This window comes from Streptomyces coelicoflavus (assembly GCF_003112555.1).
GTDB lineage: Bacteria > Actinomycetota > Actinomycetes > Streptomycetales > Streptomycetaceae > Streptomyces > Streptomyces coelicoflavus.
Window position 1 is genome coordinate 12,336 of sequence record NZ_BEWB01000014.1, and the last position, 25,706, is coordinate 38,041.

Here is a 25,706-nt window from a genome sequence, read left to right on the forward strand (position 1 = left end):
GGGACTGGTCGTCGCGGGCCGTGAGGAGTCAGTCCCGGCGCGGTGGTGAACATGGCGGGCAGGACGGGCCGGACGGAACAGGTCAGCGCGACCCGGCAGCTGATCCTGACCACCGCCGAGCGGCTGTACGCCGAGCACGGGGTGTACGCGATCTCCAATCGCCAGGTCAGCGAGGCCGCCGGGCAGGGCAACAACGCGGCGGTCGGCTACCACTTCGGTACGAAGGCGGACCTCGTCCGGGCCATCGCTCAGCACCACTCGGAGCGGGTCGAGGAGCTGCGCGCCCGGCAGCTCGCCGCGCTCGGCGACTCGCCCGACCTGCGCGACTGGGTGGACTGCCTGGTGCGTCCCCAGTTCGACCACCTGGCGGCGCTGGGCAGTCCCACCTGGTACGCGCGGTTCTGCGCCCAGGTCATGACCGACCCGGCGCTGCGGGAGATCATGACCGAGGAGTCCCGCGCCTCCGTCTCCCTGCGGGCGATCATCGTGGGGCGCAACCGGTGCATGCCCGCGCTGCCGGACGAGGTCCGCGCGGAGCGGGGCGACATGGCCCGCCACCTCATCGTGCACACCGCGGAGGAGCGGGAGCGGGCCCTGGCCGAGAACCGCCCCACCCCGCGCGCCAGCTGGCAGGACGCGGCCGACGGCCTCGTCGACGCGATCGTGGGCATGTGGCTGGCCCCCGTCACGCCCCGCGGCTGAGGCGGCGCCCGGCCGCCCCGCGCACCTTACCGTCGAGTAATATCGCGCGGCAGGCCCCCACGAGGAGGAACCGTGTCACGGTCCGAACGCTCACCCCTGCTGCTCGCCGGCCTGCTGGCCACCGCGGGCGCCGCCCATTTCGCCCGGCCCCGCCCCTTCGACGCCACCGTGCCGCGCTCCCTGCCCGGCACACCCAGGGCCTGGACGTACGCCAGTGGCGCCGCCGAACTCGCGCTCGCCGCCGGACTCGCCCTGCCGCGCACCCGCAGGGCCGCCGCGCTCACCGCCGCCGCCTTCTTCGTCGGGGTGTTCCCCGCCAACGTCAAGATGGCCTGGGACTGGCGCCACCGTCCCGCTCCGCGGAAGGCCGCCGCCCTCGGACGGCTGCCCGTGCAGGTGCCGCTCGTGCTGTGGGCCCGAGCCGTCGCCCGGGACAGCGAGGGCCGGTCATGAGCAGGCCTCCCGCCGTCGGCGACACCGTCGAGGACTTCACCCTGCCGGACGAGACCGGCACCCCGCGCAGCCTGTCCGAACTGCTCGCCGACGGCCCCGTAATCCTCTTCTTCTACCCGGCCGCGCTGACCACCGGCTGCACCGCCGAGGCCTGCCACTTCCGCGACCTGGCCGCCGAGTTCGCCGCCGTCGGCGCCCGGCCCGTGGGCGTCAGCGGCGACCCCGTCGAACGGCAGCAGGAGTTCGCCGGGCGCCACACCCTGGGCATGCCGCTGCTGTCCGACACCGACGGCGCGGTCCGGGAGCGGTTCGGGGTGAAGCGGGGCTTCAGCCTGGCTCCCACCAAGCGCGTCACCTTCGTCGTCGGACAGGACCGCACCCTGCTGGAGGTCGTCCGCAGCGAACTCAGGATGAACACGCACGCCGACCGGGCCCTAGCCGCCCTCCGCGCTCACCGGGAGTGAAAAGGCCGCCCGCGCCCCGCCCGGGTTGATAGCGCATCGTCCTGGGATGATCCTGGACGGCATGGAGGACTCCTCCGCCACGATGATCGTCGACGCCCGCGGACTGGTGACCGGGTGGAGCGAGGGCGCGCGCCGGCTCACCGGGTACCCGGCCGAGGCGGTCGTGGGACGCCCCGCGCGGGACCTGCTCGCGCGGGACGCGCCCCCCGCACTCCTGTCCGGCACCGTCCCGGACGGCACCGCCGTGATCCGCCACCGCGACGGCCACCCGGTGAGCCTGCGGCTGCGGGCCTGCCCGCTGCTGGGCGCCGACGGCGCGGCGGACGGCTGCGCGGTGACCGCCGACCCGCCCGGCGGCCCGGCGCCCGCCCTGATCGACGCCGCCGTGCGGCAGGCCCCCCTGTCGGTGTCCGTCCTCGACCCCGCCCTGCGCTTCGTGCACGTCAACGAGACCACGTGCCGGATGATGGGCAGGCAGGCCGACGAACTCGTCGGCCACCGCCTGTCCGACACGCTGGCGGACTTCGACGGCGACGCCCGGTCCTTCCTGCACCACCTGCGCGTCGTCGCCGACACCGGACGGCGCGTCCAGTACGAGAGCTACGGGCCCGCGCCGGCCGGTACCCGGCTGCACGCCTGGACCGTGGAGATCTGGCCGGTGCACGACGCCTCCGGCGCACTCACCGCCGTCGCCATGGCCGCCCTCGAGAGCACCGAACAGCACCGCGCCCGCGAGCGGCTGGCCCTGCTGAACGCGGCCGGCACGGTCGGCACCACCCTCGACGTCGTCCGCACCGCCGAGGAACTGGTCCAGCTCCTCGTGCCGCGGTTCGCGGCCTTCGCCGCCGTAGACCTGCTCGACTGGGTCCTGGGCACCGACGAACCCCTCGCGACGCCGCCCGAGCACGCCGGACTGCGCCGGGTGGCCCACGTCTCCGCCACCGAGGGCTTCCCCACCCCCGCCGTCCACCTCGGCGGGCACGAGGTCCACCCGTCCGACAGCCCTCCGGCCCGGGCGATGCGGGAAGGCCGCGTCGTGCTCAGCGGCCCCGGCGACCCCGAGTTCGACCGGTGGATGCGCACCCGCGAGGCCGAGGCCCCGCACAACCGGCCCTTCCGCGAAGCCGTCTGCTCGGTCCTGGCCGTGCCGCTGCGGGCCCGCGGCACCACCCTGGGCGTCGCACTGGCCGCCCGGACCGCGCCCCGGGAGCCGTACGCCGTCGAGGACGCCGTACTGGCCGAGGAACTGGCCGGCCGGGCGGCCGTCTCCGTAGACAACGCCCGTCGCTTCGCGCGCGAGCGCGCCACCGCCCTGGCGATCCAGCGCAGCCTCCTGCCCAGGGACCTGCCCGGACAGGCCGCGGTCGAGGTGGCCCACCGCTACCTCCCCTCCGGGTCCGCGGCGGGCATCGGTGGCGACTGGTTCGACGTGATCCCGCTCTCCGGCACCCGCGTCGGCCTCGTCGTCGGCGACGTCGTGGGCCACGGCATCCCGTCCACGGCGACCATGGGACGGCTGTGCACGGCCGTGCGCACCCTCGCCGACGTCGACCTGCCCCCCGACGAGCTCCTCACCCACCTCGACGACCTCGTCACCCATCTCGCGGCCGTCGGCGCGCACGACGGCGGCGACGCGGAGATCGCGGAACTGGGCGCCACCTGCCTCTACGCCGTGTACGACCCCGTGTCCCGGCGACTGGCCCTGGCGGCCGCCGGTCACCCCGCGCCCGTCCTCCTCCTCCCCGACGGCAGCACCCGTACGGTCGCCATGACCGCCGGGCCGCCGCTCGGGGTGGGCGGACTGCCGTTCGAGGCGACGGAGCTGGAACTGCCGGAGGGCTCCGTCGTCGCCCTCTACACCGACGGACTGATCGAGGACCGCGACCGCGACGTCGACCACGCCACCGCGGAGCTGTGCCGGGCGCTGGCCGCGCCCGCGGCCTCGCTGGAGGCGCTGTGCGACGGCGTGCTCAAGGCCGTACTGCCCGAGGAGCCCGGCGACGACGTCGCGCTGCTGCTGGCCCGCACCCGCGCACTGGGCGAGGACCGGGTGCGCACCTGGGACGTCAGCCCCGACCCCGCCGGAGTGGCGGCCACCAGACGGTCCGTCGGCGAACAGCTGACGGAGTGGGGGCTGGACGACACGGCCTTCGTCACCGAACTCGTCGTCAGCGAACTCGTCACCAACGCCATCCGCTACGGGGAGCCGCCCATCCGGCTGCGCCTCATCCGCCAGGCCACCCTCATCTGCGAGGTCTCCGACGCCAGCTCCACCTCACCCCACCTGCGCCGCGCCCACGCCTACGACGAGGGCGGCCGGGGCCTGCTCCTGGTCGCCCAGCTCACCCAGCGCTGGGGCAGCCGCCAGACGGACACCGGCAAGACCATCTGGGCCGAACAGCCGCTGCCCGCGTCATGACGCGGGCCGCTCCCGTCCCGTGCCGTCCTCCGCGGCCACCCGGGCCAGGGTGCGGCCGGTGCGCGCGGAGCGGGCCCGCCGGGGGTCCGGGGTGCCGTGCCCGCGCCCGCCGCCGGCCGTCTTCACCAGCAGCCACGCCGCGTCCTCACCGGCGCCGCGGTCCGGGCCGCCGCGGAACCGGGTCAGCGCGTACTCCCCGCGCAGCTTGGCGCCGTGCAGCCGGAACCGGGCGTGGCCGTGCGCCAGCGACTCGGCGAAGTCGACCGGCCGTCCCCGGCGGTCGTGACTGAGCGGCTCGTAGGTGCCGTGGTCCCACACGATGACCGTGCCGCCCCCGTACTCACCCGCGGGGATCACACCCTCGAACTCCTCGTACTCCAGCGGATGGTCCTCCGTCGGCACCGCCAGCCGCTTGTCGCGCGGGTCCGCCGACGGACCCTTCGGCACCGACCACGACTTGAGCACGTCGGCCACCTGGAGCCGGAAGTCGAAGTGCAGGGTGCTCGCGTCATGGATCTGCACGACGAAGCGGGGCCGGCCGCCCTCACCGGGCGGCCCGTCTCCCGCGGGCTCACCGGTCCGGCGGAAGTCCCGTTTGCCGTGGTAGGCCCGCAGCCCGTCGTCCTCGCCGCCCACCTGACACTCCTTCCCGGGAGACCCTCGGCCGCCGCCCGGACCGGGTACCCCGCTCAGAACTCCTCGTGCACCTCCGGGTCGCCGCCGATCCGGCGGTGCGCGCGGTCCGCCACCGCGCGCAGCTGCTCGGCGTCCAGTTCGAAACCGAAGACGTCCAGGTTGGCCCGCTGCCGCGCCGGGTCGGCGGACTTCGGGATCGGCACCGCGCCCAGCTGGGTGTGCCAGCGCAGGACCGCCTGGGCGGGCGTCACCCCGTGCGCCCCGGCGACCGCGGCGACGGCGGGATCGTCCAGCAGGTCGCTGCCCCGGCCCAGCGGGCTCCAGCTCTCGGTGCGGATGCCCTTGCGCTCGTGGTAGGCGCGCAGTTCGTCCTGCGGGAAGAGGGGGTGCAGCTCGATCTGGTTGACGGACGGCAGGACGCCCGTCTCCTTCTCCAGCCGCTCGATGTGCTCCGCGGTGAAGTTGGAGACGCCCACCGACCGTACGAGACCCTCCTCGCGCAGCTTGACCATGGCCCTCCAGGAGTCGACGTACTTGTCCACGCGCGGCAGCGGCCAGTGGATCAGATACAGGTCGACGTACTCCAGACCGAGACGGGAGCGGGACTCCTCGAACGAGGCGAGCGTCTCCTCGTAGCCGTGGTGCCGGCCGGGCAGCTTGGTCGTCACGACGATCTCCTCGCGGGGGAGACCGGCGGAGGCGACCCCGCGGCCGACGCCGGTCTCGTTGCGGTAGTTCGTCGCCGTGTCGATCAGGCGGTACCCCGCCCCGAGGGCCTCGCGCACCGCCCGCTCCGCCTCGTCGTCCTTCATCGGCCACGTGCCCAGACCCAGGGCGGGGAGCGTGGTTCCGTCGTTGAGCGTGTACGCCGGGATGCTGATCACCGTGGGACCTTCCCTCGACTCTGCGCGGCGGTGTGCCGCCCCCTCCACCCTCGCCCACGCCGGGACCCGTGATCAACCGCACGGCGTGGAACGCCGTCTGCCACGATCGGCGCATGACGACCGACAGGGCAACGGACAGGGCAGCGGACAGGGCAACAGGCACGACGACGGACACGACGAAGGACACCCGTACGGCGGCCACCGGGACCGCGGAGATCGAGGTGCGGCCGGCCGCCGGGCACATCGGCGCGGAGATCCGCGGCGTCGACCTGGCCGCGGGCCTCGACGCCGCACAGGTCGCGGCGGTGCGGGCGGCCGTACTGCGCTGGAAGGTGGTGTTCTTCCGCGACCAGCGCCTCGACCACGCCGGCCACGTCGCGTTCGCCCGCCTCTTCGGCGAACCCGTGGTCCTGCCCCGGCGCGGCAAGGCCTCCCCGGCCGGCTTCCCGGAGGTCGAGACGACCGCCGACCGGCTTGAGCTGGGCGGGCGGTTCGGGATGGAGCACGACGAGTGGCTGCGGCGCCGGCGCCACACCCTGCTGCGCGGCTGGCACTGCGACCACGGAGCCCGCGTCGACCCGCCGGCCTTCACGATCCTGCGCGCCGAGACCGTCCCCCCGTACGGCGGCGACACCACCTGGGCCAACCTCGCCGCCGCCTACGCCGGACTGTCCGCGCCCCTGCGCGCCTTCGCCGACACCCTGCGCGCCGAACACCGCCTGGGCGTCGGCTACCAGCCCCGGCCCGGCGACGACGCCTACCTCCGGCACCTCCTCGGCCACCAGACCGCGACCGTGCACCCGCTGGTCCGCGTGCACCCGGAGACGGGGGAGCGGGTGCTGTTCGTCAACGGCTACTACGTCGAACAGATCGCCGGGCTCTCCCGCCCCGAGAGCGCGGCGATCCTGGAACTCCTCGTCGAGCAGGCCACCCGCCCCGAGTACACCGTCCGTCTCCGCTGGGAGCCGGGCACCGTCGCCTTCTGGGACAACCGCGCCACCATCCACCTCGCCCCCGGCGACCACGCCCACTTCGACCACCCCCGCACCATGCACCGGGTGATGCTCACCGGCGAGATTCCGGTGGGTGTCGACGGCACCCCGTCCGAGCCGGTCACGGGCAGCGAGGCGGGCCGCTGGTGAGGCCGGCGGCCCGCCCGCGCCGCGTCACCCCAGCGGGATCGTCACCTCGTCCTCGACCGGCGGATCCACCTCTTGCGCCTGGTTGCCCGTGGCGGCGAAGCAGCGCAGCCGGACCGCCTCCGGCGTCACGTCCAGACGCAGGAAGCACTTGAAGAAGGGCGGGCTGTACGTCGCCGAGCCCGGCGAGAACAGCGACGTGTAGATCTTGCGCACGGGCAGCCGGAACCGCTTCCGGCGCTCGGGCCGCCGGGCCGTGCCCAGCAGTCCGGCCACGATCCGGGTGCGCCGGGTGACCCGCGCGGCGTCGCCCGGGGCACGGCCGGTGCGGATGCCGAGGCGTTCGGCGATCACGGCCGTCGCCTCGGCCTCCGTGAGGGTGAAGAAGCGGCGCAGCCGGAGCCGGCGGCCGTACAGGGCGCTGTAGAAGGCGAGCGAGTCGCCGCGCAGCGGGTAGGAACGGAAGTCGTCCTCGGAGACGCCGGCCACCGAGACGCGCGGGATGGTGTGCGTGGCGTGCATGAACGCGCCGCCGCCGCCCGCCACGACGTACTGCACGGTGCGGCCGCCCACGTCGACCGGATAGCGCTGGTAGTTGTGGATGTCGCCGCCGATCGCCGCGACGTAGTGGTGGGCGGGGTCGCGCACGATGTCGTCGACCGTGCCGCCGCCCTCGATCGGGCACGGGTGGTGCTCGCCGTCCACGTACAGGGGCGAGCCGGTGACCAGGATCTTCGGCCGGTCGCCCCGCGACACCTCGCGCAGCCAGGCGCCCTGCTCGGTGTCGACCGTGCCGAGCAGCCCCGTGTCGATGCCGACGATCCGCACCGGACCGGCGTCGACGGCCCAGTACGGGCCCGGCTGGACGGCCTGCTGGGCGGGGGCCGGGCGCAGCTTGCGGGCCTCGTCCAGGTGCCGGCCGTCGTCCGGGTGCGGCCGGTGCCACAGCAGGGACCGCAGCCACGCGGGCGTGAACGGGCGAGGCGCGGGTTCCGGCGGCAGGGGCGGGGCGTCGTCGCAGAAGACGCGCATGAAACCGCCGAGGTCCTCGTACCAGTCGTGGTTGCCCGGTATCGCGTATATGGGGGCCTGGTAGTCGGCGTAGGGGCGGAAGAACTTCGTGCCGTAGTCGTCGGCGCTGCCCACCGGGTAGATCACATCGCTCGCGAGGACCGCGAACCGGGTGTCCCCGCCCGCCCGCAACAGCCCGGGCACGACGGCGTACTGGGGATCGTCGCCCTCTCCCGTGTCGCCGATGACGAGGAAGGAGAACCGGTCGGGGTCGTCCCGCCGGATCACCTTGCCGGCCGGCGCCCCGGCCGCCGCCCGCTGCGCCACCCAGCGGGAGCGGGTGCGGCCCGTGGGGTCCCCGAACCAGGAGGCCAGCACGCCGTTGCGAGCGGCCCACAGTGTTGCCGGGCTCAGCCAGGACAGTTTCTCGGTGCGCTGCGGCATGAGCGCCCGGTAGGCGCCGGGCTCGGCGGAGCCCCAGCCGGCGCCTTCGGCGGAATCACGTGAGGAGTTGGACACCCCGGCACGGTAACAACGCCCGGCCCGGGGGCCGGACGGGGGCGGGCCGCCCAAGTCCGGCTCCACACGGGCCGTTTCGCGTACGTCCGGGTCAGAAGGTCCGCTTCAGGAGGCCGAGCAGGGCGTCCCAGTGGCGTTCCGCCGCCTTCTCGTCGTACGCGGAGGTGTCGGCCTGGGTGTAGCCGTGGTGCGCTCCCGGGTAGACCTCGCAGCGGTGGGTCACGCCCGCCCCGGTCAGCGCTGCCTCCAGACGCTCCTGCTGCTCGGCGGGCATGCCCGGGTCGTCGTCGGCATGGGCGAAGTACACCTCCCCGGTGAGGCGGCCGGCCACCAGGTGCGGGCTGTCCGGCGCCTCGGTCGCCAGGTTCCCGCCGTGGAAGCCGGCCGTCGCCGCGACCCGGTCGGGATACGCGCCGGCGGTACGCAGGGCGAGGGCGGCGCCCATGCAGTAACCGGCCACCGCGACCGGTCCGCCGGCCGCCTCCGGACGTCCGGCCAGCCACCGCAAATACGCGTCGGCGTCCCGTTCCACCTGATCGGGCGTGAGCGCCCGCATCATCGGGCCGAGGCGCTCGAAGATCCTCGGCCGGGAGGCCTGGTCGATGAACTCGGGCAGTTCCACGACCGGTGCCCGGCCCTCCCGGTACAGGACGTTGGGCACCGCCACGGTGTACCCGGCCCCGGCCAGCCGGTCGGCCATGGCGCGCAGGGACGGTCGCAGCCCGAAGCCGTCCATGTACAGCAGCACCGCGGGGTGCGGTGCCCCGTCGGCCGGGTGCGTCAGATAGGCGTCGGCGGTGCCGTCGCCGGTGGGGATGTCGACGTCGGTTCCCTCTACTGCGGTCATCCGGAGTTGCGCCCTTCCCTCGGTCTCTCGGTCTCTCGGTATCTCGGTCTGTCGGTCTCTCGGTTGCCCGGTCGTCCCGCGGACGGCCCGCTACTCGAACCGGGACGTGTCACCCGCGCCGCGCCGCACGATCTCCGCCTCGCCGTCGGAGAAGTCGACGACGGTGGTCGGCTCGGTGCCGCAGTCCCCGGAGTCGACGACGGCGTCCAGCACGTGGTCGAGCCGGTCCTTGATCTCCCAGCCCTGCGTCATCGGCTCCTCCTCGTCCGGCAGCAACAGCGTGCTGGACAGCAGCGGTTCACCGAGTTCGGCGAGCAGGGCCTGGGTGACGACGTGGTCGGGGATGCGCACGCCCACGGTCTTCTTCTTGGGGTGCTGGAGCATGCGCGGCACCTCCCTCGTCGCCGGCAGGATGAAGGTGTAACTGCCGGGGGTCGACGCCTTGATCGCCCGGAACACGTCGTTGTCGATCTGCACGAACTGGCCCAGCTGCGCGAAGTCCTGGCAGACCAGCGTGAAGTGGTGCCGGCTGTCCAGGTTGCGGATCGACCGGATGCGGTCGACCCCGTCGCGGCTGCCCAGCCGGCAGCCCAGCGCGTAGCAGGAGTCCGTCGGGTACGCGATCAGCGCGCCGGAGCGGACGCTGTCGGCGACCTGGGCGATGCTGCGCGGCTGGGGGTTGTCGGGGTGCACGTCGAAGTACTTCGCCATTCACCGAGCTTATGCCCGTCCGGCCGCCCCGCCCGACAGGCCCGGCGGATCCCGCCGCCGGCTCCGCGACAGGCCCGGGCACAGAGCCATGGGGTAACGTCCCCGACCTGGGCCGGGGACGAGGCGAGACGAGGAGAAGGCCGACGTGGCGGGCCGAGAGGACGAGGAACGACAGCGGACATCCGGGGCCGGCGAGCATGCGGGATGGGCACGGGAACTGCTCGAGCACCTGCGGCCGGCCGGACGCGACCTGCACCGGGTCGTGGCCTGGCTCGCCGGCACCGCGCACGCGACGGTCTCGTTGCAGGACGGCACCGGCCGGCTGCTGGCCGGCACACGCCTGCCGCTGGACAAGGGCCTGGTCGCCGACGTCACCTCCGGCCGGATCGCGTCGGCCGCGCTGGAGGACCGGGGCCGCCATCTGCGGCTCGTCCCCGTGGCGAGGTCCCACCCGGCGCGGGCCGCCGTCCTCGCGGTGGCACGCGCCACACCGTTCGACCGGCGCGTTGCCGACATCGTCGCGCACACCGCCCAGGTGATGGAGCTGCTGCTGGCCGGCCACGAGTCGACCGCGGCCGGGAACCGGCTGCGGCGGGCCACCGCCGACCTGCGCCTGGCCATCCTGCAACTGCTGATGGTGGAGGACACGGTCTCCGCCCGGCGCGTCGCCGCCGGACTCTGGCCGGGCCTCCTCGACACCGACACGGCCTGCGTGTACGTCGTGGAGAGCAGCCCCGCCGAACGGGACCGCCTGGCCGAGGAGTGCGTGTCGGCGACGGAGGAACAGGCCCTGGTCGTACGGTGCCCGGCGGTGGACGGGCACGTGATCGTCCTCGCCCCGCACGACACGGCCGGGGAGGAACTGCGCTCGCTCGTCGGCCACCGTCCCGGCGTCTTCCTCGGCGGCAGCGCCCCGCAGGGCCTCGCCCGTACCGCGGCCGCCTACGGCCAGGCCGTCAGCGCCCTCGCCGTGGCCCGGTTCCATCCGCAGAAGGCGGCCCTGTACGCCGAGCGGACCCGGCCCGAGCGGCTGATGGACCCGGCGGAGCTGCACGACTGGACGGCCGGCGTGCTGAGCCCGCTCGACACCCTGCCGCACCACACGCGTGCCGAGCTGCTGGCCACCACCCGGCTCGGCCTGGAGTTCACCGCCGTCAACACGGCGAAGGTGCTCGGCGTCAGCCGCAACACGGTCCGCGCCCGCATGGACCGGGTCGAGTCGCTGCTGCGCACGGACTTCGCCGACCTGACCGTCCGGGCCGCCGTCCACCTCGCCCTGAACTCACAGGTGGGGCTCGCCGAACCCCCGCCCGGCGCCGGCGCACGAACCGGAGCCGCCCGGCTCACCGGCCTGCTGTCCGGGCCCGCGCTGCGCACCTGGGCCGTCGATCTGCTCGGCCGGCTAGACCCGGACGGCCGGGACCTGCGGCGCACCCTGCGCACCTGGATCGCCGCCGGCGGCAACGCCGAGCGCGCCGCGCAGAAACTCGGCATGCACGCGCAGACCGTCCGCGAGCACGTCCGCAGCGCCGAGCCCGTCCTCGAACGCGAGCTGCTCGCCGCCGGCAGCGACCTGTACGAGGTCGTGCTGGCCCACCTGGCGACCGGTGACCTCGACCAGCCGCTCCTGCACGGGACGAAACCGGGCCATCCGGACTCACCTGTGCACGACTGAGTCCTTCGGGCCCGGCAGCGGGCATCGGCACGATTCACAACGGCGGAGCCGTCCACGTAGGTTCGACGGGCAGGGGGCACGACCGGAACGGGGGACCGGTCGCGCCCCCTGGGGCCGGTGTCAGCCGTGGGGCAGGATCACCGCGCGCCCGTTGACCCTGCCCTCGTGGAGCCGCTCGTAGGCGAGCGGGGCGTCGTCGAGGGAGTACGTCTCGGTGTGCACCGAGACGGCACCGGAGCGGGCCAGGTTCAGCACCTCGATCAGCTCGCTGCGGCTGCCCCAGTACGGCGCGTTGACCGACACCTCGAACGGCAGCACGCCGAAGCCGACGGGCAGCGAGCCGCCACCGATGCCGACCAGCGTGACATCGCCCTCGACGGCCGCGACGGCCCCGGCGGTCCGCACGGTGGGAGCGGCGCCCACGAAGTCGAACACCGCCTCGGCGCCGAGACCGCCGGTGAGCTCGCGCACCGCGTCCGCGGCCTTCGCGTCCGACAGCACCGCCTCGTGCGCGCCCACCGCGCGGGCCAGGCACAGCTTCTCCTCGCTGACGTCCAGGGCGACGACCCGGGCGGACGTCAGGGCGCGCAGCAGCTGGATCGCGACGTGGCCGAGACCGCCCGTGCCGATGACCACCGCCGTCGAACCGGGGACCAGCTTGGGCAGCGACCGCTTGATCGCGTGGTACGGCGTCAGCCCGGCGTCGGTCAGCGGCACCGCCGCCACCGGGTCGAGCCCGTCCAGCGGGACCAGGTGCCGGGGGTCGTCGATCAGCAGGTACTCCGCCATCGAGCCCGGCCGGCCGAGCCCCGGCGGGCGGATGCCCAGCTCGTCGGCGCGCAGGCAGTAGTTCTCCTTGCCCTCGGCGCACTTGGCGCAGGTGCCGCAGCCCCAGGGCCCGTACACGGCGACCGCGTCGCCCTCGGCGACACCGGTCACCCCGGCGCCGAGCGCGGCCACGGTGCCGACGCCCTCGTGGCCGAGCGTGAGCGGCAGCTCGTACGGGAAGCCCTCGGCGGGCCAGCCCATCACCGCGATGTCGGAGTGGCAGACGCCGGCGGCGGTCACCTTCAGCAGCACCTGGCCGGGGCCGGGTTCCGGATCGGGGACGGTGACGACCTCGGGCGGGGCCCCGATGGTGCGGTACTGCAGTGCCTTCATGACCGAACTCCTTTGTTCTCTCTCCCCCCGGGACGGGTGACCGGTGGTCAGACGGCGGTGTAGGCGCCGTCGACCAGGTGGTAGCTGCCGGCGACGAAGGACGCGCGGTCCGACAGCAGGAAGGCGATCAGCTCGGCGACCTCCTCGGAACGCCCGAGCCGGCCGGCCGGGTGCAGGGCGACCAGGCCCTTGTAGGCGGCCTCGTCCATGGTCTTCAGCAGCGGCGTGTCGATGAAGCCCGGACCGACCGCGTTGATCCGGACGCCCTGGGCGGCGTACTCGGCCGCGGCAGCCTTGGTCAGTCCGACCACGCCGTGCTTGGCGGCGACGTAGGCGGGGGAGCCGGCGAAGCCGACCGAGCCGAGGATGGAGGCGACGTTGACGATCGAGCCGCCCCGGCCGCCGGCCAGCATGGCGGGCAGCTCGTAGCGCATCGAGTAGAAGACGCCGTCGAGGTTGGTGTGCACGACGCGCTGGTAGGCGTCGACGTCGTACTCGCCGGTCGGTGCGCTGGGGCCGCCGATGCCGGCGTTGTTCACGGCGAGGTCCAGGCCGCCGTACGTGTCGACGGTGAACCGGACGGCCGCCTCGACGGACTCCGGGCGGGTCACGTCCAGCTCGACGGCGGCGGCGCGCACGCCCTGCGCAGTGAGCTCGGCGGCGGCCTTCTCGGCGCCCTCGGCGTTGAAGTCGGCGACGACGACGTTCGCGCCGCCGGCACCGAGCCGGCGGGCGGTGGCCAGGCCGATGCCGGAGGCGGCGCCGGTGACGAGGGCGGTACGGCCGGCGAACTCGGCGGCGTACTCGGTGGTGGCGGGGGTGTTTCCGGTGGTGCTCATGGTGCTGTTCTCACTCTTCGGTGGTGCTGTCGGGGGTCGCGGCCGCGGCCTCCGAGGTCAGGGCGTCGTAGGCCCGCTCCACGAGGGCGGCGAGGTCTGCGGCTCCCGAGTCCCCCTCGTCGCCGCGCGCCCACAGGCGCAGGGCGGCGATCAGGACTCCGGCGGCTGCGTCGACGACGGCGGCCGGGCGCACGTCCCGGGCGTCGTCGCTGCCGAGCCGGCCGGCGACGATGCGGATCGACTCCTCCTGGGCGTCGACCCGGATGCGCTGGTAGGCGGCGAACAGCTCGGGCTCGGTGTCCGCCAGGGCCAGCAGGCGGCGCATCCGGGGACGCACGTGCCAGGCCGGGTCCTCCCGGTCGGCCAGCCAGTCCCGCACGGCCCTGCGGTAGGCGAGCAGGGGCGGCTCGCCGGCGGGGCGGGACCGCAGCAGCGCGTTGATCCGGTCGCCGTCCCGGCGGACGAAGTCGAGCGCCGCGTCCTCCTTGCCGGCGAAGTGCCGGCTGAACGTCCGCCGCGTGACGTCCGCGCGCTCGGCGATCGCCTCCACCGTGGTCGCCGCCGGCCCGCGCTCCAGGATCAGGTCGCAGGCGGCGGTGGCCAGCGCGTCACGGGTCTGCCGCGCCTTGCGCTGTCGCCGGTCCTCGGTGGGGTCCTCGGCGGTCCGGGAGGGCTTCGTTGCCGTCATACCTCCGACCGTACACCTAGAAATGTCCCAATGGGACACATGACCCGTTGAGACACATCACCCGCTGGGACACCAGACGCCCGGCCCGATCGTCGTACGGCGCGGCTCCCCCCGCGTGCCACAGGCGCAGCGCGCGCCGAGGCGACCGCCTGCGAGGAGTGACGGAAGCCGCCGCCGACTTCGCTGGCTGCAGCGGTTCTGCGGACGATTACAGTGGCGCAATGATCGAAGGCAGGTTGGTGAGGCTGCGTGCGCTGCGTTCCGAAGATGCGGAGCACCATCTTCGGTGGCGCAACGATCCGGAAGTGGTGCGCTGGGCCACGGCCGGCGATCCGTGCTTCGGCCCGGTTACGGCGGAGGCGGTCGGTCTCGGCTTCGAGACCATGCTGCGTCTGAATCCGAGGGAGTCGGCCGTGTTCACGGTCGAGGACCTGGTGGGCGGAACCGTGATCGGCATGGCCGACTACCGGGACTTGGACCCGTACGTCGGGGTGGCCACGCTGGGAGTGACTGTCGGCGAGCGGGAGTTCTGGGGCCGTGGCCACGGCAGTGACGCGCTGCGGCTGCTCGTGGACCATCTGTTCGGCGCGTACGGCCTGAGCCGGCTGGAGCTGGACACCTGGAGCGGCAACGAGCGCGCCGTGCGCGCCTTCACCGGGTTGGGTTTCCGTGAGGAGGGTCGCCGCCGGTCGGCCGTGCTGCTGGACGGGAAGCGCTACGACAGCGTGCTGTTCGGGATGCTCCGCGAGGAATGGGCGAACCCCGCATGACGGCGTAGACGATCTCCGCGGGCGGTCCGAGGACGCACGGACGAGGCGTCCGAGATCATTGTGCTGCTCCGCCAGGTCACCCGGATCCTGGCCGAGAGCACCTCGACAGTCCACAGGTCCCCGTGCGGCCGCGCGGGCGCTCGGCGGTCACCGCCCGACCGGTGAACGGGGCCGGCTGCCGCCGACCCGGTGAAAAGCGTCGCGTGTGCCGATCGGAGACCCCGGACGCGGGGGAGCAATGGGAGTATGACCAGTTCAGCGTTTCATCGCACGATCATTCTGCCCGCCCCCGTGTGCCGTCAGGCCGCACAGCACCTGGAGCAGGCGGTGCACAAGGCCATCGACGGCGCCGCCACGCCGTGGCGCGCCTTCCGCGGCGCCGACGGTGACGACTTCGCGTTCTCCGTCCCGGTCGTCGAGCAGGCGGCTGGCTGTCTGCTGGTGCTGGCCGCCGAGAGCGCCCAGAGCCTGCGGCCCTCCGCGCTGCGCGCCCTGATCACCGTCGCGCTGCACCTGCGGGACGCGGCCGAGGCGGTCCGCCGCCCCGCCGTCCCCAGCCCGGCCTGGTGAGCACGGCCCGCGCGGGGAAGACCGCGCGGGCCGTGCAGCATCACGTGCGGAAAACCCCGTGCTCCGGGACCGCACGTGTGTTTGGCTCGGCGCCATGGAGTACTCCCGATTCCTCGACTGCCTCGCGGCCGACCACGACCGGCTGCGGGCCCTGGTCGAGACCCACGCCGACGCCCCGGTGCCGACCTGCCCCGGCTGGACCGTCGCCGATCTCACCCGCCACGTCGGCGAGGTCTACCTGCACAAGGCCGCCGCCATGCGCGACGGGGCCGAGCCCGAGCCCTGGCCGCCGAAGGAGTTCGCCGACGAGGCGCCGACGGCGCTGCTCGACCGGGGCTACACCGAGCTGCGCGCCGAGTTCGCCACCCGCGCCCCCGAGGACCCGGCAGGAAGCTGGTACGGCCCCGACCAGAGCGTCGGCTTCTGGATCCGGCGGATGGCGCAGGAGACCGTCGTCCACCGCATCGACGCCGAACTCGCCACCGGGCGACCCGTCTCCGCCGTACCGGACGACCTCGCGGTGGACGGCGTCGACGAACTGCTCAAGGTGTTCGCCGCGTACTCCGTGGCCGAGTGGGGCGACTACTTCACCGAGATCCTGGACGGGTCGCCGGGGCGTACGTTCCTGGTGCGGGCCGGCGACGACGCGGCGTGGCGGGTGCGGACCGGTCCCGGCGAGTTCACCGTCACGGACGGCGCGGGCGACGGCACGGCCGACGTGACGCTGAGCGGCCCCCCGCAGGGCGTGCTGAGGTCGCTGTGGAACCGGGCGGGCGACGGCGGGGACGACGGCGTGAGTGTCGAGGGTGCTCCCGAGGCCGTGGCGGAGCTGCGGCGCTGCCTCGTCGAAGCGACCCAGTGACCGGGCGCCGGCCGGAGGCGGCGGGCGCGGGCGTCAGACGCCGACGAGACGCAGCGCCCCCCACAGGGCCACCGTCGAGGCGGCGACCGTGGCCGGCACGGTGAGCAGCCCCAGCAGGGTGAAGCGGCCCAGCTCCGCCTCGATGCCGTGCCGGTGCAGGATGCGCCGCCACAGCAGGGTCGCCAGCGAACCGACGTAGGTCAGGTTGGGGCCCAGGTTCACGCCGATCAGCACGGAGAGGACCTGGGCGGGGCCGGCGGGCGCGGCCAGGGGGAGCAGGGCGAGCACGGCCGGCAGGTTGTTGACGAGGTTGGCCAGCAGCGCGGCGACCGCCGCCACTCCGAGCAGCGCCGGCAGCGAGTCCCCGTCCGGCAGCAGCCGGCCCAGCTCCCCGGCCGGGCCGTCCGCCACCACCGCCCGCACCACGATGCCGAGGGCCAGTACGAACAGGCAGAACAGCGGCGCGGCGGCGCCCGCCATCTCCCGGGGCGTGACATGGCGCCGGGCCAGCGCCCGCGCCCCGAGCACCAGCACGCCGCCCAGCGCCGCCCAGGCGGGGTCCACCCCGGCCGGCGAGGCCACGGCGAACCCGGCCAGGGTGAGGGCCACGACGACCACGGTGAAACGGGGCACCCTCGGCGCGGGCGGCGTGGCCGGCGCGGGCGCGGGGGACACCGGTTCGGCCAGGTCGGCGCGGAAGAAGCGGCGGAAGACGGCGTACTCGACGGCGATCGCGGCCAGCCAGGGCAGCGCCATCAGCGCGGCGAACCGGGTGAAGGTCAGCCCACTGGCCGTGAACGCCAGCAGGTTGGTCAGGTTGGAGACCGGCAGGAGCAGCGAGGCGGAGTTCGCCAGGTGCGCCGTCGCGTACACGTGCGGGCGGGCCCGGGCGCCGGCCCGCGACGCGGTGGCGAGGACCACCGGGGTGAGCAGGACGGCGGTGGCGTCCAGACTCAGTACGGCCGTCACCGCGCAGGCCACGGCGAACACCCCGGTCAGCAGCCGGTTCGGGCTTCCCCCGCACCGGCGGGCCACGGCCGCGCCGACGGCCTCGAACAGGCCCTCCTTCGCGCACAGGTACGCCAGCGTCAGCACCAGCGCGAGGAAGACGACCACCGGCAGCAGCGTGCGGGTCTGCTCCCACGCCTCGCGCGGCGTGACCGCGCCGAGCGCCACCACCAGCACCGCGGCGGGCACGGCGGCCACCGCCTCCGGCAGCCCCCGGGGGCGCAGCACGGCGAAGGCCAGGACGCCCAGCAGCAGGACGACGGGGACGGCCTCGAAGAGGACGGCGGTACTCAGGGCTTCTCCTCCGCACCGGGTGAGTGAGCCGGGTGGGAACCCGGTGATCGGCGAACGGCATACAGGGTCGCACCCCGAGAGGGGACGACCCCCGCGGGACGTGGTGCGGCCGAGGCCGTGTGGCCGAGGCCACGCCGCGGGCGAGAGCCGGGCCATGTCCCGCGCGGGGCGCCGCGGGCTACCGTTCTCACGGACCCGCGTTCCCCACGACGAGCAGTTCGGACGGCCCGGCAGTGCACACAGATCTCTCCCCCGTCATCGCGGCGACCGCGCAGTGGCTCCTGCGCGCCTACCCGGCGTCCGGCGGCGCGCTGGCCGGAGCCCTGTGCGAGGTGCAGGCCCGGCAGGCCGTGACGGTCGCGGCCCGGCTGCGCTACCCCACTCCGATGGACGTGGCGCTGCTGGGCGTCGCGGGACCCGGCGGCGCCGCCCGGCTCGACTGGATCACCGGCGCCGACGGCGCGACGCCCGCCGACCCGGACGCGGACGCCTGGCGGACCTGGGTGGACGAGGTCGTCGCCAGCTGGGCGGCCTGTCTGCTCACCGACCAGGCGCTGGCCGGGACGGCCGTGGCCGCGCTGGCCGAGAGCGGTCCCTCGGCCGGGACGCCCGCGGAGTTCCGCCGCCTGCTCGCGCCCGACGAGGCCGACCGCCGGGCCGCCGCCCTGCTGCGTCACCCGGACCTCGTCGCCCCCGTCGCCCACCTGCACCACGCCCAGCTCGTGGCCCGGCTGGATCCGGGCCAGGCCCTCGTCGCCTGATCCGCGCCGGGCGGGACCCCGCCCGGACACCGGCGTGCCTCAGGCAGCCGTCTCCAGGCTCGCCACCGGGGACACCCGCGGCACCGCGGTCCGCCGTTCGCGCAGCAGATGGCTCGCACCGATCGTGCCGGCGATGATCAGCCCGCCCGCGATCAGGGCGCCGCGGGCGCCGGCCAGCTCCATCAGGAGACCCAGCGCGGGCGGCCCGCCCAGGCCCCACACCGTGCCGATGCTGCCCCACACGCCGAGCACCCGGCCCCGCATGTGCGCGGGCGGGTCGGTCTGCAGCACCGCCGTGCCGGCGGTGTCGGAGACGGACTCCACGACGGCCATCGGCAGCACCATCACCAGCAGCACGGCCAGCGACGGCGACATGCCCGCCACCACCTGGAGCAGCCCGCCCGCCGCCGCCAGCGCGCCCACCACCCGCACGGAGGGGCGGCGCAGCCGGGCACCGAGGACGGCACCCACGATGCCGCCGACCGCCAGCACCGTGGAGACCGTGCCGAAGGATCCCGCGCCGCCCGCGAGCGGTCCGGTGACCAGCACGGCCAGGGTCAGCTGGTAGTTCCGGCCGAAGACCGCGCTGACCCCGGTGACACCGGCCAGCGCCAGCAGCCGGGGCCGGCGAGCGAAGAAGGCCAGGCCCTCGCGCACGCTCATGGTGTCCTTCGTACCGCCGTCCCGGGCCGCCGCCACGTGCTTCACCGCACCGCGCGCCGGTCGCAGGAACGGGATCACCGAGGCCACGAACAGGAACGACAGCCCGTTGGCGGCGTACGCCGCGGCCGTGCCGAGGAAGCCGACCGTCACGCCGGCGAGCGCGGCGCCGGTGAGCCGGCCCGCCTGGTGCACCAGCGCGCCCACCCCGATCGCGGACGGGATGTCCTCGCGCGGGACGAGGTCGTTGCCCAGGAGGGAACACGCCGGGCCGTCGACGGTGGCGATGACGCCGGTGACGGCGGCCAGCACCATCAGGGAGGTCACGTCGAGGCGGTCCAGCGCCACCATGAGCGCGGTGACGAAGGCGACCGTGCCGAGCAGCGCCTGGCTGACCGCGGCCGTCAGCCTGCGTGGCCAGCGGTCGACGGCCGCACCGCCGAACACGCTGATCAGCAGGGCCGGCGCGGCCTGGACCGACATGGACAGACCCGTCGCGGCGGCGGACCCGGTGATCTGCAGGACCAGCAGGTTCTGCACGGTCAGCTGCATCCACGTACCGGCGTTGGACACGAAGTTCGCGACCGACCACCAGCGCATGCTGCGGTACCTCAGGGAGCGCCACGGCGACGTGGACGCACGCCCGGACGGCACGGGGGCGGGAGGAGGCGGCGGGGCGGAGACGGGGGAAGAAGACACAGGGCGCCACTCGCAGGCGGGTCACGGGACCCGGAGGGGATACGGACGGGAACGAGGGGCCGGCTGCGCTGCGCGGCCGTTCCACTGAGCCGGAGACGGCGCCGACCATCGTGACAGAACGGACCGGCGAGTCGTCGCCGGACCGTGTCCCCGCCCGCCGCCCGGAAGCACCAATCACCGCTGCCCGGGGCGGATTTGGTGAGCCGAGTGTGCTTGATCACAGCACCGGACGCCCAGGGTGCGGGACCCGTCGGCCGTGACCGCGGTCACGGAGCGTGATCCGGGCGACGGACGGCGGAGCATGCGCACGCCCGGGCGGGGCACCCGGGGCACGCTCTTCAGCGCTCCGCGAGCGTCCCGTGAGCGCTCCGTGAGCGCACTCCGGCGCTCCGTCAGCGCCCCGCCGAGGGAGAAAGGTCGTCCCCATGATGCCGATGGCGGCGTTCAGCCCGCGGGGGGAGTCCCGCGCGCCCTGGGACCGCGTCCTGGTGACCGGCGGTGCCGGATTCCTCGGCTCCCACCTGTGCACCCGGCTGCTCGACGCGGGCGCCGAGGTCGACTGCCTGGACAACCTGTCCACCGGGCGCGCCGAGAAGGTGGCCCACCTGTCGGGCCGCCCCGGCTTCCGCTTCCTGGAACGGGACGTCTCGGAACCCGGCTGTGCGGATGCGCTCCCTGGACCCTACGACCTGGTCCTGCACCTGGCGGGCCCCGCGTCCCCGGCCGCCCGGGCGGAGCGGCCCGTGGACGTCCTCGACGCCGGGAGCGTCGGCACCCGTACCGCGCTGGCCGTCGCCGGCCGGGACGGTGCCCGGTTCCTGCTCGCGTCCTCGCCGCCGGTGTGCCCCGACGCACGCGGCGGCGACGTGCCGGACGACGCCGACCCCGTCCGGCCCCACAGTGCCTGCGCCGAGGCCGTCCGGTTCGCCGAGGCCCTGGTCGCCGCCCACGCGGGCGTCCACGGGGCGAACGCCGGGATCGTCCGGCTGTTCACCGGCTACGGACCCGGCATGCGGACGGACGGGGCGGAGACGCCGGCCGCCGCCATCGAGCAGGCCCTGGCCGGGCGGCCGGTCACCGTCCCCGGGGACGGCAGCCGGAGGCACCCCCTGTGCTACGTCGACGACATGGTCGACGGCGTCCTGCTGGTCGCGGCCGGCCGTTCGGTGCGGCCCGTGGACATCGGCGGCGACGAGGAGCCCACCGCCGCGGAGATCGCCAGGCTGGTGATCGAGCTGACCGGCTCCGGCTCGCCGCTGGCGTTCGTCGAGGACACCGGGGCCGGGCACGTCCAGCCCCGGCCGGTCACCGGCTTCGCCCGTGAGATCTTCGGCTGGCTGCCGAGCGTGACCTGGCAGGACGGCCTGGAACGCACCGTCGCCGCCCTCCGCGGGCGGCCCGATCCGGTCCCGACGGCGACCGGGGAGACGGCGGAGGGGCGGGCGGGGGAGTGGTGGGCGTGAGCGTGCGCGCGTAGCCCGCCGGGGCGCGTGCGAGCGCGTGCGAGGGCCCGCCGCCCTGGCGACGGGCCCTCGCACGGGTACCGGCGGTGGCGTGGCCGTTCAGCCGGACTTGCCGCGCCCCGACAGCGCGTCGCGCACCCGGTCGACCATGCCCGCGCCGGGGGCGAGCAGCTTGTTCATCGGGGGCTTGTCCGGGGCGGACGGGTGCGGCCGGGTCGGCGCCGTCTTCTTCGCCTGCCTGACCTTGTCGCCCAACTGGTCCAGGGCGTCCGCGGGGCACGCCTCGCGGAGCCTGGGGAACAGGTTGCCCTCCTCGTCGGCGACGTGCTCACGGATCTCGCTCATCAGCTTGCCGATCAACCGGTCGAACTCGGCGTCGTCCGCCGCGCGGCCCTCGAGGTCCTTCATGATCTGCTCGGCCCCGGCGTGGTCCTCGAGCTCCTTGTCCGCGAGGGCGGCGCCGCCCGGCACGTGCTCGCGGACGGCCGGGTACAGATAGGCCTCCTCCGCCACCGAGTGCCGGACCAGCTCGACGGTGGCCTGGTCGGCGTACCGCTTGCGGTCCTTGTGGCCGGGCGGCAGTGCCTCGATCCTGCCGAAGAGCTCCTCGACCTCGCGGTGATCGGTCGTCAGCTCGTCGATGACGTTTCCTCCGTGTCCCATGCTCCACCTCCAGAAGGTCGTGGCGGCCCGGGGACCGGCCCGCCACGGGCGTACGGACGACCGGGTCCCCGGGCGCGGGGCGGGCTAACGCCCGTTTCAGGCACCCAGCTTGGCCCGGAGGCCGCCCGCCCGTGCCGCGGGCCCGGCGGCGGTCCGGACCGAACGGTGCACCAGGTGGGCGTCGTGCCGGAGGTCGTGGGCGGCGTGCCGGCCGCGCCACAGCAGTGAGGGCGCGCTGCCCGTGTCGTCGGCCGCGATCAGCAGCCCGCCCATCATGGACAGGTTCTTGAGGAAGTGAATGCGCTGCTGGGCGCGGTCGGACGGGTCCGCCGCCTCCCAGTACCGGTGCGCCGCCAGCGTGGTGGGGACCAGCGTCACCGCGAGGGCAAGGGCGGCCAGCCGCGGACAGCGGCCGAGCCCGAACATGATGCCGCCGACCACGTGGACGGCGCCGTTGAGCCGTACGAGTTGCTCGGTGCTGTCCGGCAGCACCGGTACGCGGTCGGCCACCGGCCGCACGACCGGCTCGGCCGCCGGGGCCACGTCCTGCGGCCTGCGCAGCGACTGCAGGCCGCCCGCGACGAACATGGAGGCGAGCATCGGCCGGCCGGCCAGACGCAGAAGACTCATGACGCTGTCTCGCTCTCTCGGAGGGGGTGTCAACGGGGTCATCGGCGGGGCGTGCCCCACGGGGATCATCAGGTGCTCCCGAAGGCCCGCGCCATTCGGCGTCCGGGGCGGAGCCGGTACTCTCCGGTACCGCCCGGGCGGGGGAACCCGCAGGTCACAGGCTGGTGAGGAGCTGGGGCGACAAGTTCTTGATCATGGTGTTGGTCCAGCGCATCTGGCGCAGTGTCCGCGGATGGCAGGAGGAGGCGAGGGTCAGCAGTCCGCTGTCCTTCGACGCCTGGGCGGCCTGGGCCAGCATCTCCCAGTGCAGTGAGTTCTCCGCCGCGGCGAGGTGCAGCTCCCGCAGGTCGCGCAGGAGCAGCAGCCCGGGCTCCGGCCGGTGCGCGACGGCCTCGGACGCCTTCTCGCGCAGCGTCGCGAAGACGCCGTCCGCGCGGTGGTCCGGCGGGTCGCCCAGCTTCGTGCCGTGCTCCGCGGCGACCTCGGCGAGCCGCCGTACGTGCTCGCGGGACCAGCGGGCGAGGTCGGTGGCGACGTGGTGGATCTCGTGCTCGGTGCGGTGCCGCTCGGCGACGGTCACCAGGTCGTGGGCCAGGTGCCGTTCGCCGCGGTGCAGGGTGCGCAGGGTCAGGGTAATGCCGTTCACCGGGCGCCCTCCTCGTGGGCGTGCGGGAACTCGGTGGGTTCCCGCTCCGTCGTGCGCGCCGCCGGTCCGCCCGAGGTGGGCGGGGCGACGCCGGTGGCGGCCGGTGCCGACGCGGTCGTGGTGGGCGCCGGGGAGGGCCGGCCGTCCCCGCGTTCCACGAGGGTGAGCGCGGCCGTGGCCGTCTTGAACAGGGGCTGCTTGGAGACGGGGTCCCAGTCGGTGACGGTCGTCTCGTTCGCGGCCCGCCCGGGAGCGTCCGGGCCCGGTCCCGACCCGCCGGCGGTGTCCCAGTAGCCGTAGTGGAACGGCACGAACAGCAGCCCCGCCCGGATGCCGGTCACCCGCAGCCGCCCGCGCAGGGCGCCGCGCCTGCCGGAGACCTCCACCAGGTCGCCCTCGCCGAGGCCGAGCCGCTCCGCGTCGCCCGTCGAGATCTCCACCCACACGTCGGGAGCGGCGTCGTTGAGCTGGGGAGCGCGTCCGGTCTTGGTACGGGTGTGGAAGTGGTAGATCGTCCGGCCCGTCGTGAGCCGGAACGGATACTCCTCGTCCGGCTCCTCGTGCGGCGGCCAGAAGGCGGCCGCCTTCAGCATCGCCCTGCCGTCCGGGTTGAGGGAGCGGTACTCCACGGCCTCCTGCGACGCGCCGGTCTCCAGGTCCTTGCCGTAGCTCTCGCACACGTCGGGGTGGGCCCAGGAGATGCCGTCCGTGTAGAGGCGCGCGGTGCCCTCCGGATTCCGCTCGTCGCAGGGCCACTGGATGCCGCTGGTGTCGCGCAGCAGGGCGTAGGACAGGCCCGTGTAGTCGCAGGGGCGGCCCGCGCTGCACCGCTTCCACGCCTCGAACGCCGACTCGGGGTCGTCCCAGGTGACCAGCGGGCCGCCGTCCTTGTCCCGGAAGTCCATGCGCCGTGCGTAGTCCAGGAAGATGTCCAGGTCGGGCCTGGCCTCGCCGGGCGGCTCCACCGCCTTGCGGGACAGGTGCACCGTGCGGTCCGCGTTGGTGAGCGCGCCGGTCTTCTCGCCCCAGGTGGCGGCGGGCAGTACCACGTCGGCCAACTGCGCCGTCTCCGTCAGGTACAGGTCCTGGACGATCGTGAACAGCCGCCGCTGCGACAGGATCGAGCGGATGCGCGACAGCTCGGGCATCGAGACGGCGGGGTTGGTGCCGCTGATCCACAGCATCCGCAGCGAGCCCTGCTCGGCGTAGCGGAAGATCTGCATCGCGTGGGTCGGCGGCGCGAAGTGCGGGATGGTCTCGGGCTCGACGTTCCACACCCGTGCGAGGTCGGCGACATGGGCGTCGTTCTGCCAGTTGCGAAAGCCCGGCAGGTCGCCGTTGGCGCCGCACTCGCGGGTGTTCTGGGCGGTGGGCTGGCCGTTCATCTGGAGCAGGCCGGCGCCGGGGCGGCCCAGCATGCCGCGGATCAGGTGCAGGTTGTTGACTTGGACGGCGGCGGCGGTGGCCTGGTGGGACTGGTAGACGCCCTGGAGCACGGTCGAGACCAACGCGTCGGTGGTGCCGACGAGTTCGGCCGCCTCCTCGATCCGGGCGGCGGGCACGTCGCAGATCTCCGCCGCCCACCTGGGCGTGCAGTCGGCCACCCGGGCGGCCAGTTCGTCGAAGCCGACGGTGTGCGCCGCGATGTAGTCGCGGTCGATCCGCTCGTGCCGGATCGTCTCGTGCAGCAGCGCGTTGAGCAGGGCGACGTTGGTGCCGCCGCGCGGCGCGAGGTGGACGGCGGCGTGTTCGGCGACGCGGGTGGGGCGCGGGTCCACGCACAGCAGGCGCGGCGGGTCGGCCCCCTCGAAGCGGTCCAGGAGACGCATCCACTGCACGGGCTGGGTCTCGGCGATGTTGTGGCCGAACAGCGCGATCACGTCGGCGTGGTCGAAGTCGTCGTAGCTGCCGGGCTGCCCGTCGCAGCCGAAGGTCTCCTTCAGCGCCTCCGCGGCCGTGGACGTGCACAGCCGGGTGTTGCCGTCGAGGTGGTTGGTGCCGATGCCGGCGCGGGCCAGGACCGCGAGCGTGTAGTACTCCTCCAGGAACAGCTGGCCGCTGGTGTAGAAGCCGATCGAGCCCGGCCCGCGCTCGTCCAGCAGTTCGCGGGAGCGGGCGGCCACCAGGTCCATCGCCGTGTCCCAGTCGGTCTCCACCAGCCGTCCGCTCCGCCGTACCAGCGGGCGGGTCAACCGGTCCCGGGAGGCGTTCGCCTGCCAGCCGAAGAGGTCCTTCGGGCCGAGCCGTCCCCGGTTGACCCGGTCCACCTCCCGGCCCCGCACGCCCACCATGCGGCCGTCGGCCACCGCGATGTCCATGGCGTCGCCGTCCGAGTGCAGGATGGACGCGGACTGCACCCAGCGCTGCACCGACTCGGGGTCCACTCCGTCCGCGAGGAACGTGTCCACCCGGGCCGGCCACGTCTCGTGCCGCCCGAAGGGCGCCCTGGCGCCCCACGGTCGAGCGATCCGGTCCGTCACGTCCTCCATCGCCGGTCTCCTGCCCACTGCCGTCCGCGTTCCGTCGTTCCGC

25 protein-coding genes are annotated in these 25,706 nt (G+C 74.5%); 11 read left to right on the plus strand and 14 right to left on the minus strand.

The window, feature by feature from the left end; genetic code table 11:
* Nucleotides 1-51 precede the first annotated feature (51 nt).
* The 4 genes from Sco07f_RS30645 to Sco07f_RS30660 all read left to right on the plus strand — a co-directional run bounded on the left by Sco07f_RS30645 (nucleotide 52) and on the right by Sco07f_RS30660 (nucleotide 4,038).
* Nucleotides 52-702 carry a TetR/AcrR family transcriptional regulator gene (locus Sco07f_RS30645; RefSeq protein WP_007446502.1) on the plus strand — a complete coding sequence of 217 codons (651 nt, stop codon included), beginning with the start codon at nucleotides 52-54 and terminating at the stop codon, nucleotides 700-702.
* 72 nt (nucleotides 703-774) lie between these two features.
* Entirely contained in the window at nucleotides 775-1,155 is a 381-nt protein-coding gene (locus Sco07f_RS30650) for a DoxX-related protein (RefSeq protein ID WP_007446501.1), read from the plus strand.
* A complete protein-coding gene (locus Sco07f_RS30655; RefSeq protein ID WP_108989730.1) occupies nucleotides 1,152-1,619 on the plus strand; it encodes a peroxiredoxin in 468 nt (155 codons plus the stop codon). Before Sco07f_RS30650 ends, Sco07f_RS30655 begins: the two co-directional genes overlap by 4 nt.
* Nucleotides 1,620-1,680: 61 nt before the next feature.
* Nucleotides 1,681-4,038 carry a SpoIIE family protein phosphatase gene (locus Sco07f_RS30660; protein ID WP_167468285.1) on the plus strand — a complete coding sequence of 786 codons (2,358 nt, stop codon included), beginning with the start codon at nucleotides 1,681-1,683 and terminating at the stop codon, nucleotides 4,036-4,038.
* On the opposite strand, the gene Sco07f_RS30665 is transcribed toward Sco07f_RS30660, so the two are convergent.
* Both Sco07f_RS30665 and Sco07f_RS30670 read right to left on the minus strand, forming a co-directional pair.
* On the minus strand, nucleotides 4,033-4,674 hold the full coding sequence (locus tag Sco07f_RS30665) for a DNA polymerase ligase N-terminal domain-containing protein (protein ID WP_054101463.1): 642 nt from the start codon (nucleotides 4,672-4,674) through the stop codon (nucleotides 4,033-4,035). The genes Sco07f_RS30660 and Sco07f_RS30665 overlap by 6 nt on opposite strands.
* Before the next feature lie 53 nt (nucleotides 4,675-4,727).
* Entirely contained in the window at nucleotides 4,728-5,558 is an 831-nt protein-coding gene (locus Sco07f_RS30670; protein WP_007446492.1) for an aldo/keto reductase, read from the minus strand.
* Between the two features lie 113 nt (nucleotides 5,559-5,671).
* Here Sco07f_RS30670 and Sco07f_RS30675 point away from each other — a divergent pair, with 113 nt between their 5' ends.
* Nucleotides 5,672-6,700, plus strand: a complete 1,029-nt coding sequence (locus Sco07f_RS30675) for a TauD/TfdA dioxygenase family protein (RefSeq protein WP_108989871.1) — start codon at nucleotides 5,672-5,674, stop codon at nucleotides 6,698-6,700.
* Between the two features lie 24 nt (nucleotides 6,701-6,724).
* Here Sco07f_RS30675 and Sco07f_RS30680 read toward each other — a convergent pair whose 3' ends face one another.
* The 3 genes from Sco07f_RS30680 to Sco07f_RS30690 all read right to left on the minus strand — a co-directional run bounded on the left by Sco07f_RS30680 (nucleotide 6,725) and on the right by Sco07f_RS30690 (nucleotide 9,785).
* The gene (locus Sco07f_RS30680) at nucleotides 6,725-8,227 is read right to left on the minus strand and encodes a metallophosphoesterase family protein (RefSeq protein WP_108989732.1); all 1,503 of its coding nucleotides are present in this window, start codon (nucleotides 8,225-8,227) and stop codon (nucleotides 6,725-6,727) included.
* 91 nt (nucleotides 8,228-8,318) lie between these two features.
* The gene (locus Sco07f_RS30685; protein ID WP_108989733.1) at nucleotides 8,319-9,074 is read right to left on the minus strand and encodes a dienelactone hydrolase family protein; all 756 of its coding nucleotides are present in this window, start codon (nucleotides 9,072-9,074) and stop codon (nucleotides 8,319-8,321) included.
* A gap of 90 nt (nucleotides 9,075-9,164) precedes the next feature.
* On the minus strand, nucleotides 9,165-9,785 hold the full coding sequence (locus Sco07f_RS30690) for an L-threonylcarbamoyladenylate synthase (protein ID WP_007446489.1): 621 nt from the start codon (nucleotides 9,783-9,785) through the stop codon (nucleotides 9,165-9,167).
* A 145-nt stretch (nucleotides 9,786-9,930) separates the two neighbouring features.
* On the opposite strand from Sco07f_RS30690, the gene Sco07f_RS30695 reads away from it, so the two are divergent.
* Entirely contained in the window at nucleotides 9,931-11,460 is a 1,530-nt protein-coding gene (locus Sco07f_RS30695; RefSeq protein ID WP_108989734.1) for a helix-turn-helix domain-containing protein, read from the plus strand.
* A 120-nt stretch (nucleotides 11,461-11,580) separates the two neighbouring features.
* Here the strand turns inward: Sco07f_RS30695 and Sco07f_RS30700 are convergent, their stop codons facing one another.
* From Sco07f_RS30700 to Sco07f_RS30710, 3 genes are read right to left on the minus strand one after another with little or no spacing between them, the layout of a single operon-like run.
* Entirely contained in the window at nucleotides 11,581-12,621 is a 1,041-nt protein-coding gene (locus Sco07f_RS30700; protein ID WP_108989735.1) for an NAD(P)-dependent alcohol dehydrogenase, read from the minus strand.
* 47 nt (nucleotides 12,622-12,668) lie between these two features.
* Nucleotides 12,669-13,460, minus strand: a complete 792-nt coding sequence (locus Sco07f_RS30705; RefSeq protein WP_087792398.1) for an SDR family NAD(P)-dependent oxidoreductase — start codon at nucleotides 13,458-13,460, stop codon at nucleotides 12,669-12,671.
* Between the two features lie 10 nt (nucleotides 13,461-13,470).
* Entirely contained in the window at nucleotides 13,471-14,148 is a 678-nt protein-coding gene (locus Sco07f_RS30710; protein WP_164142180.1) for a TetR/AcrR family transcriptional regulator, read from the minus strand.
* 221 nt (nucleotides 14,149-14,369) lie between these two features.
* On the opposite strand from Sco07f_RS30710, the gene Sco07f_RS30715 reads away from it, so the two are divergent.
* The 3 genes from Sco07f_RS30715 (at nucleotide 14,370) to Sco07f_RS30725 (ending at nucleotide 16,350) form a co-directional block, all read left to right on the plus strand.
* On the plus strand, nucleotides 14,370-14,918 hold the full coding sequence (locus Sco07f_RS30715) for a GNAT family N-acetyltransferase (protein WP_108989736.1): 549 nt from the start codon (nucleotides 14,370-14,372) through the stop codon (nucleotides 14,916-14,918).
* Between the two features lie 246 nt (nucleotides 14,919-15,164).
* Nucleotides 15,165-15,488, plus strand: a complete 324-nt coding sequence (locus Sco07f_RS30720) for a hypothetical protein (RefSeq protein WP_007446477.1) — start codon at nucleotides 15,165-15,167, stop codon at nucleotides 15,486-15,488.
* 94 nt (nucleotides 15,489-15,582) lie between these two features.
* Nucleotides 15,583-16,350, plus strand: a complete 768-nt coding sequence (locus Sco07f_RS30725) for a maleylpyruvate isomerase family mycothiol-dependent enzyme (protein ID WP_108989737.1) — start codon at nucleotides 15,583-15,585, stop codon at nucleotides 16,348-16,350.
* Nucleotides 16,351-16,383: 33 nt separating this feature from the next.
* Here Sco07f_RS30725 and Sco07f_RS30730 read toward each other — a convergent pair whose 3' ends face one another.
* On the minus strand, nucleotides 16,384-17,652 hold the full coding sequence (locus tag Sco07f_RS30730) for an SLC13 family permease (RefSeq protein WP_108989872.1): 1,269 nt from the start codon (nucleotides 17,650-17,652) through the stop codon (nucleotides 16,384-16,386).
* Between the two features lie 233 nt (nucleotides 17,653-17,885).
* Between Sco07f_RS30730 and Sco07f_RS30735 the strand changes: the two genes are divergently transcribed.
* Complete coding sequence (locus Sco07f_RS30735) at nucleotides 17,886-18,413, plus strand: hypothetical protein (RefSeq protein ID WP_087792401.1); 528 nt, start codon at nucleotides 17,886-17,888, stop codon at nucleotides 18,411-18,413.
* A 39-nt stretch (nucleotides 18,414-18,452) separates the two neighbouring features.
* On the opposite strand, the gene Sco07f_RS30740 is transcribed toward Sco07f_RS30735, so the two are convergent.
* Nucleotides 18,453-19,673: an MFS transporter gene (locus Sco07f_RS30740; RefSeq protein WP_244942170.1), complete on the minus strand. Its 1,221-nt coding sequence runs from the start codon at nucleotides 19,671-19,673 to the stop codon at nucleotides 18,453-18,455.
* Between the two features lie 524 nt (nucleotides 19,674-20,197).
* Between Sco07f_RS30740 and Sco07f_RS30745 the strand changes: the two genes are divergently transcribed.
* A complete protein-coding gene (locus tag Sco07f_RS30745; RefSeq protein WP_108989739.1) occupies nucleotides 20,198-21,235 on the plus strand; it encodes an NAD-dependent epimerase/dehydratase family protein in 1,038 nt (345 codons plus the stop codon).
* A gap of 99 nt (nucleotides 21,236-21,334) precedes the next feature.
* Here Sco07f_RS30745 and Sco07f_RS30750 read toward each other — a convergent pair whose 3' ends face one another.
* From Sco07f_RS30750 to Sco07f_RS30765, 4 genes are all read right to left on the minus strand, one after another.
* Complete coding sequence (locus tag Sco07f_RS30750) at nucleotides 21,335-21,898, minus strand: hemerythrin domain-containing protein (protein WP_007446442.1); 564 nt, start codon at nucleotides 21,896-21,898, stop codon at nucleotides 21,335-21,337.
* 96 nt (nucleotides 21,899-21,994) lie between these two features.
* Nucleotides 21,995-22,528, minus strand: coding sequence for a DoxX family membrane protein (locus tag Sco07f_RS30755; RefSeq protein ID WP_042825624.1), 534 nt, complete (start codon nucleotides 22,526-22,528; stop codon nucleotides 21,995-21,997).
* Nucleotides 22,529-22,682: 154 nt separating this feature from the next.
* Nucleotides 22,683-23,174, minus strand: coding sequence for a hypothetical protein (locus Sco07f_RS30760; protein WP_108989740.1), 492 nt, complete (start codon nucleotides 23,172-23,174; stop codon nucleotides 22,683-22,685).
* Nucleotides 23,171-25,663 (minus strand): nitrate reductase, encoded by a 2,493-nt coding sequence (locus Sco07f_RS30765; protein WP_108989741.1) that lies wholly within the window; start codon nucleotides 25,661-25,663, stop codon nucleotides 23,171-23,173. Before Sco07f_RS30765 ends, Sco07f_RS30760 begins: the two co-directional genes overlap by 4 nt.
* Nucleotides 25,664-25,706: the final 43 nt, after the last annotated feature.